Origin of the sequence: Streptomyces sp. NPDC006235 (genome assembly GCF_040613735.1) — a bacterium.
GTDB lineage: Bacteria > Actinomycetota > Actinomycetes > Streptomycetales > Streptomycetaceae > Streptomyces.
In genome coordinates this window covers 30,470-44,268 of record NZ_JBEXSR010000025.1, presented here as the reverse complement: position 1 = coordinate 44,268, position 13,799 = coordinate 30,470, and the positions used below count along the sequence as shown (strand labels likewise).

At 72.6% G+C, this 13,799-nt stretch carries 12 protein-coding genes; 9 read left to right on the top strand and 3 right to left on the bottom strand.

What is annotated here, in order from left to right; genetic code table 11:
* Positions 1 to 2: 2 nt before the first annotated feature.
* Positions 3 to 416, bottom strand: a complete 414-nt coding sequence (locus ABZ192_RS26325; RefSeq protein WP_356926930.1) for an organic hydroperoxide resistance protein — start codon at positions 414 to 416, stop codon at positions 3 to 5.
* 125 nt (positions 417 to 541) lie between these two features.
* Between ABZ192_RS26325 and ABZ192_RS26320 the strand changes: the two genes are divergently transcribed.
* Positions 542 to 1,030 (top strand): MarR family transcriptional regulator, encoded by a 489-nt coding sequence (locus ABZ192_RS26320; protein ID WP_356926929.1) that lies wholly within the window; start codon positions 542 to 544, stop codon positions 1,028 to 1,030.
* A gap of 60 nt (positions 1,031 to 1,090) precedes the next feature.
* Here ABZ192_RS26320 and ABZ192_RS26315 read toward each other — a convergent pair whose 3' ends face one another.
* Complete coding sequence (locus ABZ192_RS26315) at positions 1,091 to 2,677, bottom strand: glycosyltransferase family 39 protein (RefSeq protein WP_356926981.1); 1,587 nt, start codon at positions 2,675 to 2,677, stop codon at positions 1,091 to 1,093.
* A 193-nt stretch (positions 2,678 to 2,870) separates the two neighbouring features.
* Between ABZ192_RS26315 and ABZ192_RS26310 the strand changes: the two genes are divergently transcribed.
* Positions 2,871 to 4,502, top strand: a complete 1,632-nt coding sequence (locus ABZ192_RS26310; RefSeq protein ID WP_356926928.1) for a glycosyltransferase family A protein — start codon at positions 2,871 to 2,873, stop codon at positions 4,500 to 4,502.
* A gap of 95 nt (positions 4,503 to 4,597) precedes the next feature.
* A complete protein-coding gene (gene galE, locus ABZ192_RS26305; protein ID WP_356926927.1) occupies positions 4,598 to 5,578 on the top strand; it encodes a UDP-glucose 4-epimerase GalE in 981 nt (326 codons plus the stop codon).
* A 19-nt stretch (positions 5,579 to 5,597) separates the two neighbouring features.
* Here the strand turns inward: galE and ABZ192_RS26300 are convergent, their stop codons facing one another.
* Complete coding sequence (locus ABZ192_RS26300) at positions 5,598 to 6,224, bottom strand: TetR/AcrR family transcriptional regulator (protein ID WP_356926926.1); 627 nt, start codon at positions 6,222 to 6,224, stop codon at positions 5,598 to 5,600.
* Positions 6,225 to 6,423: 199 nt separating this feature from the next.
* On the opposite strand from ABZ192_RS26300, the gene ABZ192_RS26295 reads away from it, so the two are divergent.
* The 6 genes from ABZ192_RS26295 to ABZ192_RS26270 all read left to right on the top strand — a co-directional run bounded on the left by ABZ192_RS26295 (position 6,424) and on the right by ABZ192_RS26270 (position 13,788).
* Positions 6,424 to 7,338 (top strand): ABC transporter permease, encoded by a 915-nt coding sequence (locus ABZ192_RS26295; protein ID WP_356926925.1) that lies wholly within the window; start codon positions 6,424 to 6,426, stop codon positions 7,336 to 7,338.
* Positions 7,331 to 8,161: an ABC transporter ATP-binding protein gene (locus tag ABZ192_RS26290; protein WP_356926924.1), complete on the top strand. Its 831-nt coding sequence runs from the start codon at positions 7,331 to 7,333 to the stop codon at positions 8,159 to 8,161. Before ABZ192_RS26295 ends, ABZ192_RS26290 begins: the two co-directional genes overlap by 8 nt.
* Positions 8,162 to 8,240: 79 nt before the next feature.
* Positions 8,241 to 10,436: a CDP-glycerol glycerophosphotransferase family protein gene (locus tag ABZ192_RS26285; RefSeq protein ID WP_356926923.1), complete on the top strand. Its 2,196-nt coding sequence runs from the start codon at positions 8,241 to 8,243 to the stop codon at positions 10,434 to 10,436.
* Positions 10,433 to 12,079: a glycosyltransferase family 2 protein gene (locus ABZ192_RS26280; RefSeq protein ID WP_356926922.1), complete on the top strand. Its 1,647-nt coding sequence runs from the start codon at positions 10,433 to 10,435 to the stop codon at positions 12,077 to 12,079. The genes ABZ192_RS26285 and ABZ192_RS26280 overlap by 4 nt, the downstream gene beginning before the upstream one ends.
* Positions 12,080 to 12,217: 138 nt before the next feature.
* Entirely contained in the window at positions 12,218 to 12,625 is a 408-nt protein-coding gene (locus tag ABZ192_RS26275; protein ID WP_356926921.1) for a YciI family protein, read from the top strand.
* A gap of 17 nt (positions 12,626 to 12,642) precedes the next feature.
* A complete protein-coding gene (locus ABZ192_RS26270; RefSeq protein WP_356926980.1) occupies positions 12,643 to 13,788 on the top strand; it encodes a DUF6596 domain-containing protein in 1,146 nt (381 codons plus the stop codon).
* Positions 13,789 to 13,799: the final 11 nt, after the last annotated feature.

The window sequence follows — 13,799 nt, the reverse complement described above, 5'->3', positions numbered from 1 at the left end:
GCTTACTCGATGACGAGGTCGACCTCGATGTTGCCGCGGGTGGCGTTGGAGTACGGGCAGACCTGGTGGGCCTGCTCGACCAGCTTGCGGCCGGTCGTCTCGTCCACGCTGTCGGGGAGCTCCACGCGGAGGATGACGGCGAGCCCGAAGCCCTCGCCCTGCTTGCCTATGGAGACCTCGGCGGTCACGGCGGCGTCGCTGACGTCGACCTTGGCCTGGCGGCCGACGAGGCCGAGGGCGCTGCCGAAGCAGGCGGCGTACCCGGCGGCGAAGAGCTGCTCGGGGTTGGTGCCCTGGCCGTTGCCGCCCATCGCCTGGGGTACGCCCAGCGCGAGGTCCAGCACGCCGTCGGAGCTGACGGCGCGGCCCTCGCGGCCGTGGGTGGCGGTGGCGACAGCGGTGTAGAGCGCGTCCATGGAAATCCTTCCCTCTCACACGTCAACGTTCGGCGGCCCGCTTCCGGGGCCGCCTGACACCCAGAATTAGAGCACACAATTAAGTTGTGTGCAATTGAATGGTGGGCACGAGCTATCCTGGAAGCATGAACACGCCGGACGACGACTGGCTCCGCCTGGACCAGCAGATCTGCTTCTCCCTGCACGCGGCATCCCGCGCCTTCAACGGCGTCTACCGCGGGATCCTCAAGGACCTCGGGCTCACGTACCCGCAGTACCTGGTGATGCTGGTGCTGTGGGAGCACGGGGAGCTGCCCGTGAAGAAGCTCGGCGAGCATCTGCGCCTGGACTCCGGCACGCTGTCGCCGCTGCTGAAGCGGCTGGAGGCGGCGGGGCTCGTACGCCGGGAGCGCAGCGCGCGCGACGAGCGGTCGGTGGAGGTGCGGCTGACCGAGGAGGGCACGGCGATGCGGCGGCGAGCGCTTCAGGTGCCGCGCCGGATCGCCGCCTCGACGGGCTTCGGCCCGGAGGAGATCCGCGCCCTGCGCGCCCGCGTGGACGAACTCACCACGGCACTGGACGCGGCGGCGCTCGCGGAGCCGGCGGGCGGTTCGCCGGCAGACGGACGGTCGTAGCGGAGGCGGGGGTCTCGGTGGACGCGCCGGGCGGCTCATCGGCGGCCGGTACGTCGGGCATCAAGGGGCGCGGGGAACTGCGCGATCAACCACCGACGGCCGGCGCTCGACACGAAAGCCCGAGCTGCCACGGCGCATGGCGAACGGCTCACCGGCGGTCGCCACCCCGGTGGACGGTTCGTCGGTGGCAGGTGCGTCCCCCGGGGCCCTCCGCACGTGGAGACGCAGCACCACCCCGCCCCGGGCGTGTTCCTCCCGGACCGTGAACTCCTCCGCCAGGACGGCCCGTTTCACGCGCTCGACCGGGTCGCGCGGCGACCAGCGCGGGTCCAGCGCGTACGCCTCCGCGACGGTCCAGACGCGGTCCACCGAGGCGAGCCGGTGCCGCAGCTCCGCGGGGGTCGCCTCACGGCCCCACAGGGTCCCGGACCGCGGGGCCGACTCCCGCAGCGCGATGTCCCGGACCTGCCGGAACCCCTTCGGGTAGGCCAGCGCGGCGAGCCTCCCGACCGACGGCACGAACAGCACCGGGTCGCCGGGGCGCATCTGGCGCAGGGCGAGCGCGGAGACGACGGCGAGGTTGTCGGGGCGGTGCGCGGCGGACCGGTGCTGGCGGTGGACGGGGAGCTGGTGGCTGAAGGTGGCGGTGAGGGCGAGGAGGCCGGTGATGCCCAGCAGAACTCGCACCTGCCGGCCGCCGACCCGTACCCGGCGCCCGTCGAACCGCAGTCGCCCCAGCGCTCCGGCCACCCGCCCGGCCCCGGCGGCCACCAGCAGGGACGCTCCCGCCAGGGAGTAGAGCACGTACCGGTCGTGGAAGAGCGGCCGCGCCTGCGACACGGTCATGAGGATCACCGGTGGTGCCAGCAGCAGGGGGAGCGCCACCGCCGCCAGTCGCCGGGTCCGGAGCCCGACGGCCATGAGCGGCAGCGACGCCCAGAAGGCCACCCCGGCCGGGCCCGGACAGAAGTTCCGCAGCAGTCTCTCGGCCCTGTCCCACCCGGGCGTCACCAGCCACGCCACCTGCCCGGACTGCCCCTGCGACACCCACACCAGCGGCAACAGGACCAGGACCACCACCCCAGCCGCGCGCCCCCACCCCGTCCACACCGCCCTCGGCACCCGCAGCAGCGCCAGCGTCAGCGCGTGCGCGCACAGCACCAGCACCGCCAGCTCGTGCAGCAGACAGGTCAGGGCGAGGACGGTCCCGTACGGCCACCAGGCCCGGGCGGTGGCCGCCTCCACGGCCCTGAGCAGCAGCAGCGTCGCCCCCGTCACGCCCGCCGCGACGAGCGCGTACGAGCGTCCCTCCTGGGCGTAGTGGCCGGTCATCGGCGTGATCGCGTAGAGGAGACCGGCCCCCAGGCCGACCCGCGGCCCGGTCAGCCGGAGGCCGAGGGCCGCGACCAGGCCGGCGGTCGCCGTCGCCGCGCACACCGACGGCAGCCGCAGGACGACCTCGTCCGGGTGGACGGCGAGGACGGCGTGCATGACCAGGTAGTACAGGCCGTGCACGGCGTCCACCTCGTGCAGCAGCCGCCAGATCTGCGGCACCGTGCGCTGCGCGACCTGGAAGGTGACGCTCTCATCGCCCCACATGCCACCGCGGTCCAGGCCCCACAACCCGATCGCGAGCATCACCGCCATGGGAACCACCACGGGAACCACCACGGGAACGGCCATGGGAACGGCACCGGGCACCACACCCGCGCCGAACCGGCCGCTCCCCCGGGACTGTCCGCTCATCACGGGCCGATTCTGTGCCGTTACGCTGGCTTTGATGACACTTGATGGTGTGTTACCACTTTCATATCATTCGCCCGGCTTACGATCCGCCGTAATGAATGCCGCCGTGATGCATGCCGTACAGAACCCCGAGAGGCCGCTCCCCCACGTCGCCGTCGTGGTCATCGGCTACGACGACGCCGCCCATGTGACGGACGCCGTGCGCTCGGCGCTCGCCCAGGGCCCGGCCGTGCGCGAGGTCGTGGCCGTCGACGACTGTTCGGCGGACGGCAGCGCCGATCTGCTCGGCCGGCTGGCCGCGTCGGAGCCCCGGTTGAAGGTCATCCGCCGCCGGGCCAACAGCGGCGGCTGCGGCACCCCGCGCAACACCGGGCTCGACGCGGTGACGTCGCCGTACGTGATGTTCCTGGACAGCGACGACGTGCTGCCGCCGGGAGCGGTCGACGCGCTGCTCGACGCGGCGACGGGCGCGCACGCGGAGGTCGCGAGCGGCCTGTGCGTACGCCGGGAACTGCCGTCGGGGCGCGAAGTACCCTGGCAGGCGCGCCTGTACACGCTGCACGCCGTGGTACCGCACCCGGCGCAGCGCCCGCTCCTGGTCCACGACACGCTCTGCGTCAACAAGCTCTACCGCACCGGCTTCCTGCGCGAGCACGGCATCCGCTTCCCCGAGGGCCGCTTCCCCTACGAGGACGTGGTCTTCACCGCGCGCGTGCTGGCCGCGGCCCCGCGCATCGTCCTGGTCCCGGACCGGGTGTACGTCTGGCACGTGCGGCGGTCCGCCGAGCGGCTGTCGATCTCGCTGGACCGGGCCGGCGTCGAGAACTGGCGGGCCCGTACGGAGGCGTGCCGGCAGGCGTACGAGGTCCTGCTGGACGCCGGGCAGAAGGAACTCGCGCGGGTCACGCGCGCCAAGTTCCTCGACCACGATCTGCGGATGTACCTGCGGGAACTGGGGTTGCGCGACGCCGCCTACCGGCGCGCGTGGTGGGAGCTCACGCGGGCGCATCTCGCCGAGTACGACGCGGACGACTGGGCCCGCAACCCGGCCGCTCCCGGCCGCCTGGCGGGGCGGGTCGTCCTGGCCTCCCCGGAGCCGCGCGACCTGCCCCGGCTGCGGGAGCTGGCGGCCCGCCCGGCCCGGCTGTACCCGCCGTACGCCCGGGCCGCGGACGGCACGCCCGTCTGGTCGGAGGACCTCCCGCAGGTCTCCCTGGAGCCGCTGCTCACCCGGCCCGTGCCCGTGCTGCCCCTCGCCGTCGACGCGGAGCTGCGGCCACGCGCGCGTGGCGCCCGGCTCCGGCTGCGCCTGCACGAGCTGTACGGCCGGGTGGCACAGGCCGTCCCGGAGGCGGTGGAGGTGGAGTGGCGGCACCGGGACGACGGGGACGAGGCGGTCCGTCGCACGACCGCGCTGGTGCCGTCGTCCGGCACCTGGTCGGCGGAGACGTCCGTGGACCTCCCGGCGCTGGCCGCGCCCGGCGTGGGCACCTGGGACCTGCGCCTTCGGATCCGCTTCCGCGACGGCGTGAGCCGCGACGTCACGGCGCACGCCCTCACGGGCACCGGTCTGCTGCGCCGCAGCGCCGTCCCGAGCGCCCGGCACGGCGTGGTACTCGTACAGCCGTACGCCACGCACTCGGGCGCGCTGGCGCTGCGCGTCGCGCCCGGCGTACGCGGTGTGCTGTCCGTCGTACGCGGAAGACTGCGCCGCCTGCTTCACTGAGGGCACGAGGACGTATCGGCACGATCGGCACGAGCACCACCACGGGCCGCACAAGTACCACCACCACGGGCCAACTGACGAGGGGACAGCCGCACATGACCTGGTTGATCACCGGCGGCGCCGGCTACATCGGAGCGCACGTCGTACGGGCGATGACCGCGGCGGGCGAACAGGCGGTGGTGTACGACGACCTGTCCACCGGTATCGCCGAGCGCGTGTCCGACGGGGTGCCACTGGTGGTGGGCTCCACACTGGACGGCGAGCGGCTCGCGCGCACCCTCGCGGACCACGCGGTCACCGGCGTCGTCCACCTCGCGGCGAAGAAGCAGGTGGGCGAGTCCGTCGAGCAGCCGCTGCACTACTACCGGGAGAACGTCGAGGGCCTGCGGGTCCTGCTGGACGCGGTGACGGCGGCGAAGGTGCCGTCCTTCGTCTTCTCCTCCTCGGCGGCGGTGTACGGCATGCCGGACGTGGACCTGGTCACGGAGGAGACGCCCTGCGTGCCCATGTCGCCCTACGGCGAGACGAAGCTGGCCGGTGAGTGGCTGGTGCGCGCGACGGGCCGGGCGACCGGGCTGTCGACCGCGTCCCTGCGCTACTTCAACGTGGCCGGCGCGGCGAGCCCGGAACTCGCGGACGTCGGCGTGTTCAACCTCGTCCCGATGGTCTTCGAGAAGCTCACGGAAGACGCGCCGCCGCGCGTCTTCGGCGACGACTACCCGACCCCGGACGGCACCTGCGTACGCGACTACATCCACGTCGTCGACCTGGCCGAGGCCCATGTCGCGGCGGCCCGGGTACTGCGCTCCTCCCCCGGCCGCGACCTCACGCTCAACATCGGCCGGGGCGAGGGCGTCTCCGTCCGCGAGATGATCGACCGCATCAACGCGGTGACCGGCTACGACCGGCCGCCCACGGTCACGCCCCGCCGCCCGGGCGACCCTGCCCGGGTCGTCGCCTCCGCCGAGCGCGCGGCCGCGGAGCTGGGCTGGAAGGCCCGGCACGACGTCCAGGACATGATCACGTCGGCGTGGGAGGGCTGGGTGCGTCTGCATCCAAAGGCGGCGCGGGGCTGACCCGGGCCGTCCGGCAGAGCTACAGCGCCTTCAACGCCGCCGCCGTGGCCCGGGCCAGCGACCCCAGGTACCCCTTGGGCAGCTTCGGGCTGCGGATCACCACCGAGCGCCAGTAGAGCGGGCCGGAGATCAGGTCGAGGGCCAGGTCGTGGTCGAGGCCCGGGCTCAGTTCGCCGCGGGCTTCCGCCGCCGTGACGATGCCGGTCGCGACCCCGTCCTGACCTTCGCGCAGGGCCTTCTGGAGGGCCTCGGCGATCTCGGGGTTGCGGGCCGCCTCGGCCTGGAGGTCGGGGATGACCTGCGAGGCGACGGGGTGACGCAGGGCGCGGGACGTCACCTCGTACAGCAGCCGCAGGTCGCCCTCCAGGGTGCCGGTGTCCGGCACGGGCAGGCCCTGCACGGCGAGCGCCGAGACGATGTCGAGGACCAGGTGCAGCTTGGAGCGCCAGCGGCGGTACACCGCCGTCTTCCCGACCCCGGCCCGGCGCGCGATCCCCTCGATGGACATGCGCGCGTAGCCGACGGCCGCGAGCTCCTCGAAGACGGCCGCCCGGATGGCTTCCGTCACGTCCTCCCGCAGTACGGCGGCCCCCGCGGGGGCCCGGCGGCGCGGGGGCTGCTGGGGCTCGTCGGGCTTCGTCGTCATGCCGACAGCATAGGGCGTCACGACGAAACGGTTGCGTTCCGACGTTGCGTTCCGAGGTACGGACGACATACGCTCTCGTTGCGACGATACGGTCCCGTCCCGACGTAAGAAGTCGTGAAGAGTCCGGTAAGAACCGGCTCATCCCCTCGCTCTTCACGACCCCCCCAGGTCCCACACCCCCCGAACGAAAGCAGCGGATGTGAGCCAGGTCCTCCACACACCGCCCCAAGCACCGGCCCCGGCCGACGACGACCTCGCGGCCCTCGCCGCCCGCCACGGCCTCTCCGTCAGCGGCGCCCGCCCCGCCCTGCCCGAGTACGTCCGCCAGCTGTGGGCCCGGCGCCACTTCATCACCGCGTTCGCCACCGCCAAGCTCACCGCCCAGTACAGCCAGGCGAAGCTCGGCCAGGTCTGGCAGGTGATGACCCCGCTGCTGAACGCGGCGGTCTACTACTTCATCTTCGGCGTGCTGCTCGGCACCAAGCACGGCGTACCGGACTACATCCCGTTCCTGGTCACGGGCGTGTTCATCTGGACGTTCACGCAGAGCTCGATCATGGCGGGCACCCGCGCCATCTCCGGCAACCTCGGCCTGGTGCGGGCCCTGCACTTCCCGCGCGCCGCGCTGCCCCTGTCGTTCTGCCTCCAGCAGCTCCAGCAGCTGCTGTTCTCGATGGGCGCCCTGGTCGTCATCCTGCTCTGCTTCGGCGTGCCGGTCAGCGTGTCCTGGCTGCTGGCGCTGCCGGCGCTGTTCCTGCAGTTCACGTTCAACGCGGGCGTCTCCATGGTCATGGCCCGGATGGGCGCCAGGACACCGGACATCGCCCAGCTGATGCCGTTCGTGCTGCGGACCTGGATGTACGTCTCGGGCGTCATGTGGAGCATCGACAAGCTGGCGCAGAAGGACAGCCTGCCGCACGTGGTGACGGTGGCGCTGGCGGCCAACCCGGCCGCCGTCTACATCGACCTGATGCGCTTCGCCCTGATCGACAGCTTCCACGCGAGCCAGCTCCCGGCCCATGTGTGGGCGCTCGCCGCCGGCTGGGCGCTGGTGGCCGGCGTCGGCGGTTTCATCTACTTCTGGAAGGCTGAGGAGACGTACGGCCGTGGCTGACCTCACCAACGACAGGATCCCCACCGTCGTCGCCGACGGCGTCGACATCGTCTACCGCGTCAACGGCACCGGCGCCGGACGCGGCTCCGCGACCGCCGCCCTCAACCGCATCGTGCGCCGCAAGCAGACGGAGAAGGCGTCGGGCGTGCGCCGGGTGCACGCCGTGAAGAACGTGTCCTTCGTCGCCTACCGGGGCGAGGCGATCGGCCTGATCGGCACAAACGGCTCCGGCAAGTCGACCCTGCTGAAGGCCGTCGCCGGACTCCTCCCCGTGGAGAACGGCCATATCTACACCGACGGCCAGCCCTCCCTGCTCGGCGTCAACGCGGCCCTGATGAACGACCTGACCGGCGAACGCAACGTGCACCTCGGCGGCCTGGCCATGGGCATGTCCCGCGAGCAGGTCAGGGACCGCTACCAGGACATCGTCGACTTCTCCGGCATCAACGAGAAGGGCGACTTCATCACGCTGCCGATGCGCACGTACTCCTCCGGCATGGCCGCGCGGCTGCGGTTCTCCATCGCCGCCGCCAAGGACCACGACGTCCTGCTGATCGACGAGGCCCTGGCCACCGGCGACCGCTCCTTCCAGAAGCGTTCCGAGGACCGCATCCGCGAGCTGCGCAAGCACGCCGGGACGGTGTTCCTGGTCAGCCACAACAACAAGTCGATCCGCGACACCTGTGACCGCGTGCTGTGGCTGGAACGCGGGGAACTCCTCATGGACGGGCCGACGGAGGACGTCCTGAAGGAGTACGAGGCGTTCACCGGCGACAAGTCGCCCAAGGCCAAGCCGGAGCCGAAGGCCACCGTTCCCTCGTGAGGCGCACTCGATCGGCCCTTTTGCCTCATTGATGGCACCATGACCGCATAGGGTGCCGCTGCGAGAAGGAGTCCCCGTGATGGCCGAGCTGAGCGTCATCGTCCACGGGCCGAACGTTCAGGACCACCTGACGGAACTCCTCGACTCCCTCGCCGCCCATCCCCTGCCGGACGCCGAGCTCATCGTGGCCGCGGTCGGCGACTGGGCCAGGGAGACGGCCGAGCGGCACACCCCGGACGTACAGGTCGTGCCGCTGCCGGACGGCACGGGCGACGCCGCGGCCCGGGCGGCGGGCGCGGCGCGGGCCACCGGGCGCTGGCTGCACTTCGTCCATGCCAAGGACGGCCTGCCCGCCGGCGCCCCGCGCACGGTCGCCGAGCGAGTGGCCGAGCTGCCAGGCGAGGTGGACGTCCTGCTCCTGGACCACGTCCGCAGCACCTGGCGCACCTCCGGCATGCCCTCCCGGGACGGCTCCCTGCTGGCCCGGGCGGGCCGGGCCGACGTCCCCCTCGACGACTGCGCGCCCCTGCTGCGCCTGACCCCGCTGCTCGGCACCCGCGTGCTGCGCGCGGACTTCTGGCGGGCGCACGAGCAGCGGCTCACCACCGACGACGAGCCGTACGCCGCCCTGGCCGCCCTGCTGCTCGCCGACCGCGTCGCCTGCCTGCCGCACGTCGCCTACGAGGACCGCCGACTGCGCCCCGCGAGCCTGCCCCCGGTCGGCCCCGAGCAGCACTACGGCCTGGTCGAGCGCTACGAGTCGCTCCTCGACCTCACCCGGGACCGTCGCGCCGCCCACGCCGTGCTCTACGACGTCATGGTCCGCGACTGCCTGCGCACCTTCGCGCGCGGCGGCATGCCCGAGGAGGTCGCGCGGGAGTTCTTCCGCCGGGCGTCCCTGGCCGCCCTGCGCCGCCGTCCCGAGGGCTACCGGCGCCCCGCCGGGCTGGAGGGCGTCCGCCGCTCCCTGCTCGAAGAGGGCGCCTACGGCAGGTACCGGGCCTTCCAGGCCGTCAACCGCACCCGCCGCACCGCCAAGTCGGCCGTACGGGCCCGCAGGCGGCAGGCCGGCGCCAAGCTCCGCGACCACCAGTACCGCAGGGCGCTCGGCCGCCCGGTCAACCCCCACCTGGCGGTGTTCGCGGCCTACTGGAACCGCGGCGTCGCCTGTAACCCGGCCGCGATCGCCGCGAAACTCGCCGAACTGGCCCCGCAGATCCACCCGGTGTGGGTGGTGACCGAGGAGAACGCGGCCCTGCTGCCACCCGGCACCGACCACGTCGTGCCCGGCAGCCGCCGCTACTGGGAGGTGCTGGCGACCGCCAAGTACCTCGTCAACAACGTCAACTTCCCCAACGCGGTGGTCAAGCGCCCCGACGCGATCCACGTCCAGACCCACCACGGCACGCCCCTGAAGCGCATGGGCATCGACCAGATGGCGTACCCGGCGGCCGCGCAGGGCCTGGACTTCCAGGCGCTGCTGGAGCGCATCGACAAGTGGGACTACAGCGTCTCCGCCAACAGCCACACCACGCGCATGTGGGAGCGCGCGTACCCGTCGCACTACGTCTCCCTCGACCACGGCTATCCGCGCAATGATGTCTACTACACGGCCGGCGCCGAGGACGTCCGCAGGGTCCGCGACAGGCTCGGCATCGCGCCGGGCCGCCGGGCCGTCCTCTACGCGCCCACCCACCGCGACTACGAGGCCGGCTGGACCCCGCGCCTGGACCTCGCCGCCCTCGCCGACCGCCTCGGCGAGGACACGGTCCTGCTCGTCCGCGGCCACTACTTCTACGGCGGCGCGGCCTCCCCGCTCACCAACCTGCGGCGCACGGGCCGGATCATCGACGTCTCCTCCTACGACCCGGTGGAGGAGCTGTGCCTGGCGGCGGACGCCCTGGTCACGGACTACTCCTCGATCATGTTCGACTACGCCAACCTCGACCGGCCGATCGTGATCCACGCCGACGACTGGGAGACGTACCGCACCACCCGCGGCGTCTACTTCGACCTGATGGCCGAGGCCCCGGGCCCCGTCGCCCGCACCCAGGAGGAGCTGACGGAGATCCTCGCCACCGACGCCTGGCGCGACGAGGGCGCGGCGAAGTCCCGGGCCGTCTTCCGGCGCCGGTTCTGCGAGTACGACGACGGACGCGCCGCCGAACGCGTCGTACGCCGGGTCTTCCTCGGCCAGGACGAACGGTCCCTGCCGCCGGTGCTGCCCATCGAGGAACGCACCCCGGCCCCGACCCCGCAGGAGGCGACCGCATGAGCACCCCCGACGTCACCGTGACGGTCATCGTCCACAACGACGCCGAACGCCTCCCCCGCGCGGTCGACTCGGTCCGCCGGCAGACCCACTCGAACGTGGAGATCGTCATCAGCGACGACCACTCGACGGATGAGACACCCGAGGTGGCACGCCGTCTGGCCGCCGAGGACCCCCGCATCCGGCACCTGCGCCTGGAGAAGAACAGCGGCGGATGCAGCGCGCCGCGCAACCGCGCATTGGAGATCGCCCGGGCGCCGTACCTGATGTTCCTCGACAGCGACGACGAACTTCCCGAGGGCGCTGTCGCACTGCTGCTCGCCGCGCACCGCGAACGCGAGATCGACTTCGCGATGGGCGCGGTGCAGCGGATCCGGGTCGACAACGGCCGCCGCTCGACGTGGATGCCGCACCTGGTCGCCGAGCGCCGCACCCTCGAGGGCATCGAGGCCGACCCACGGCTGCTCTTCGAGCACCTCGCCACCAGCAAGATGTACGCCCGCGCCTTCCTCGACCGGCACGGCCTGCGCTTCCCCGAGGGCATCCACTACGAGGACCAGCTGTTCTCGGCGCAGGCGTACTGCCTGGCCAAGGCGTTCACGATCATCCCGGAGCCGGTCTACCGCTGGTACGTCGCCCCGTTCGCCGCCTTGGACGCGGCCTCGATATCCAACCAGCGGCACAAGCTCGCCAACGTCCGCGACCGCGTCCACGTCCAGCACCTCATCGACGCGTTCCTGGCCGAGAGCGGGCACGAGTCGCTGCGGGAGGACAAGGACCACAAGTTCCTCAAGCACGACTTCCGGATGTACGCCGGTGACCTGCCCTACCGGGACGAAGAGTGGCTGTCCGCCTTCGCGGACATCGTCACGCCGTACCTCGACACGCTCACCCCGGGCGCGTTCGCCCGCCTCCCGCGCGCCGAGCGCGTGGTCATCCAGCTGATCCGCGACCGCCGCCTGCCGGAAGCCGGGCTGGCGGCCCGGGGCCTGGGCCACGGTGTGGCACCGAGGCAGGTCACGACGGACGGGGACGGCCGCACGTACTGGGGCGACCGGATCCCGTCCACCGCATGGTCCCGCCGCGAACTGGACATCTCCGACCTGGAGCTGGAGACGCGCCCCTTCCCGAGCGCCCAGTTCCGCCACGAGATCACTGAGATCACCCGGGGCCCCGGCGCCTCGGTCGACCTCACCATCCGCACGTACGACCCGGCCCGGCGCCTCCCGGTCGGCCCCCAGCGCGCGACCCTCCTCATCGCCCCGGGCCGGAGCCGTCTGCGCGTCCCGTTCCGCCTCTGTCCCGTCCGCCCCGGCCTCTTCGAGGGCCACGTCCACCTGGACCTGGCGGCGGCGCCCCTCCCCTTCCACGGCTTCGCCGGAGTCCGCCACCCCTTGCTCCGCCTGGAACACCAGGGCGTGACCCACACGGGTCTGCTCCTGGCACCCCTGACGTTCCCGGCCCTGACGACCCAGGTCCCCCACCACCGCCTGACCCTGGAACCGGAGGGACACGGCCCGGGCCGCCTGCAGGTCCGCTGGGAACCGCTGGGCCTGACGGCGACCCTGATCCGCCCGCTGACCCGCCGGGTGGCGAAGCCCCGGGTGAAGCGGGCGGCCCGCCTGGTGGCGAGCGCGTTGAAGTAGGCCTTGCCACCAGAAGGTGAAACGGGCGGGGAAAAATAATCGACGCGGATGTCGACGGAGATGTCGAGAACCCGCGTCCGGCTCCGTCCCCGGGGTGAACGCGACCACAATGGGTCGCACAGCCCCGAGGAGAACACGATGGCCAAGTACCTGCTGCTGAAGCACTACCGCGGCGCCCCGGCTTCGGCCAACGACGTGCCGATGGACCAGTGGAGCCCCGAGGAGATCTCGGCCCACCTGCAGTACATGCGCGACTTCGCGGCCCGGCTCGAGGAGACCGGCGAGTTCGTCGACAGCCAGGCGCTGGCGCCCGAGGGTACGTGGGTCCGCTACGACGGTGAGGGACGCCCGCCGGTCACCGACGGGCCGTTCGCCGAGACCAAGGACCTCATCGCCGGCTGGATGGTGATCGACGTCGACAGCTACGAGCGGGCCGTGGAGCTGGCCGGGGAACTGTCGGCCGCCCCCGGTGCGGGCGGGAAGCCCATCCACGAGTGGCTGGAACTGCGCCCGTTCTACGGCGTGCAGCCCACCATCACTGAGTGACCTCCCAGGTGACCCGGATGAACGAGGCCCTGCTCAGGAGCCTCACGCCGAGCGTGCTCACCGTCCTCGTCCGCCGCGGAGCCGACTTCGCGGCGGCCGAGGACGCCGTGCAGGACGCCCTGGTCGAGGCGCTCCGGGTCTGGCCGGCCGATCCCCCGCGGGATGCCAAGGGCTGGCTGGTGACCGTGGCTTGGCGCAAGTTCCTCGACGCGACGCGCGCCGACGCCGCCCGCCGCCGGCGTGAGGACCGTGTCGAGGAGGAGCCGGTGCCAGGGCGGGCACCCGCGGTGGACGACACGCTCCAGCTCTACTTCCTGTGCGCCCACCCGTCGCTGACCCCGGCATCGGCGGTCGCGCTCACGCTGCGCGCCGTCGGCGGACTGACCACCCGCCAGATCGCCGAGGCCTATCTGGTGCCCGAGGCCACCATGGCGCAGCGGATCAGCCGGGCCAAGCGCACTGTCTCCGGCGTGCGCTTCGACCGGCCCGGCGACGTCGCCACCGTGCTGCGCGTCCTCTACCTCGTCTTCAACGAGGGCTACTCCGGCGACGTCGACCTCGCCGCCGAGGCCATCCGGCTCACCCGGCAGCTCGCCGCGTCCATCGACCACCCCGAGGTGGCCGGTCTGCTCGCCCTCATGCTGCTCCACCACGCCCGGCGTGCCGCCCGGACCGCGCCCGACGGCAGCCTGGTGCCGCTCGCCGAGCAGGACCGCGGCCGGTGGGACACCGCGTTGATCACCGAGGGCATCATGATCCTTCAGGGGGCTCTCGCCCGCGACCGGCTGGGCGAGTTCCAGGCCCAGGCCGCCATCGCGGCCCTCCACGCCGACGCCCCCACCGCCGAGGAGACCGACTGGGTGCAGATCGTCGAGTGGTACGACGAGCTCGCGCGCCTGACCGACAGCCCGGTCGTCCGCCTCAACCGCGCGGTCGCGGTCGGGGAGGCCGACGGACCACGCGCCGGCCTCGCGGCACTCGCGGCGCTGGACTCCTCGCTGCCCCGCCACACCGCGGTGGCGGCGTATCTCCACGAGCGCGACGGTGATCTGGCGACAGCGGCACGGCTCTACGCCGAGGCGGCCCACCAGGCACCCAACCTCGCCGAGCGCGCCCACCTGACACGCCAGGCCGCCCGGCTCAACGCCCGCCGAAGCCGCTGACGGCCGCGTCC

Excerpts from the sequence above, each read along its gene's own strand:
- ABZ192_RS26310 (WP_356926928.1), top strand. The coding sequence starts at position 2,871 with ATGAATGCCGCCGTGATGCATGCCGTACAGAACCCCGAGAGGCCGCTC.
- ABZ192_RS26300 (WP_356926926.1), bottom strand. The coding sequence starts at position 6,224 with ATGACGACGAAGCCCGACGAGCCCCAGCAGCCCCCGCGCCGCCGGGCC.
- ABZ192_RS26275 (WP_356926921.1), top strand. The coding sequence starts at position 12,218 with ATGGCCAAGTACCTGCTGCTGAAGCACTACCGCGGCGCCCCGGCTTCG.
- ABZ192_RS26270 (WP_356926980.1), top strand. The coding sequence starts at position 12,643 with ATGAACGAGGCCCTGCTCAGGAGCCTCACGCCGAGCGTGCTCACCGTC.
- ABZ192_RS26315 (WP_356926981.1), bottom strand. The coding sequence starts at position 2,677 with ATGGCGGTGATGCTCGCGATCGGGTTGTGGGGCCTGGACCGCGGTGGC.
- ABZ192_RS26280 (WP_356926922.1), top strand. The coding sequence starts at position 10,433 with ATGAGCACCCCCGACGTCACCGTGACGGTCATCGTCCACAACGACGCC.
- ABZ192_RS26320 (WP_356926929.1), top strand. The coding sequence starts at position 542 with ATGAACACGCCGGACGACGACTGGCTCCGCCTGGACCAGCAGATCTGC.
- ABZ192_RS26325 (WP_356926930.1), bottom strand. The coding sequence starts at position 416 with ATGGACGCGCTCTACACCGCTGTCGCCACCGCCACCCACGGCCGCGAG.
- ABZ192_RS26285 (WP_356926923.1), top strand. The coding sequence starts at position 8,241 with ATGGCCGAGCTGAGCGTCATCGTCCACGGGCCGAACGTTCAGGACCAC.
- galE (WP_356926927.1), top strand. The coding sequence starts at position 4,598 with ATGACCTGGTTGATCACCGGCGGCGCCGGCTACATCGGAGCGCACGTC.